Source organism: Neisseria sp. P0008.S010, assembly GCF_051962715.1.
Taxonomy (GTDB): domain Bacteria; phylum Pseudomonadota; class Gammaproteobacteria; order Burkholderiales; family Neisseriaceae; genus Neisseria; species Neisseria elongata.
Window position 1 is genome coordinate 1 of sequence record NZ_JBQCVA010000322.1, and the last position, 263, is coordinate 263.

Annotated in this window: 1 protein-coding gene; it reads right to left on the reverse strand. The window is 67.3% G+C overall.

Going from position 1 to position 263, the window contains the following annotated elements; genetic code table 11:
- On the reverse strand, nucleotides 1-192 hold a 192-nt coding region (locus ACTHSL_RS13785), incomplete at its 3' end, for a hypothetical protein (protein WP_440381732.1).
- Between the last annotated feature and the right edge of the window lie 71 nt (nucleotides 193-263).

The window sequence follows — 263 nt, forward strand, 5'->3', positions numbered from 1 at the left end:
GACTACTGGGGTATCACCGGTGGTGTTGGGCGCCGGAGGCGCTGTGATCGCGGTGGATGATGGCGGCAACGCTTTTCGGATTGGAGCCGGTGCAGGCGCCTTGGCAGGTCGTGGGGCGTTGACCACCGGCAGTTCAGTGCGCGTTGGCGTGGGCGCTGGCCCGGTCGTGACCGTGCGGGTGATGAAGCTCATGGCGGGTTCGGGCGCACTCACCTGGCTTGTACTCAAGGCCCACGGTGCCGCTTGCAGCAGCCACCCGTAGG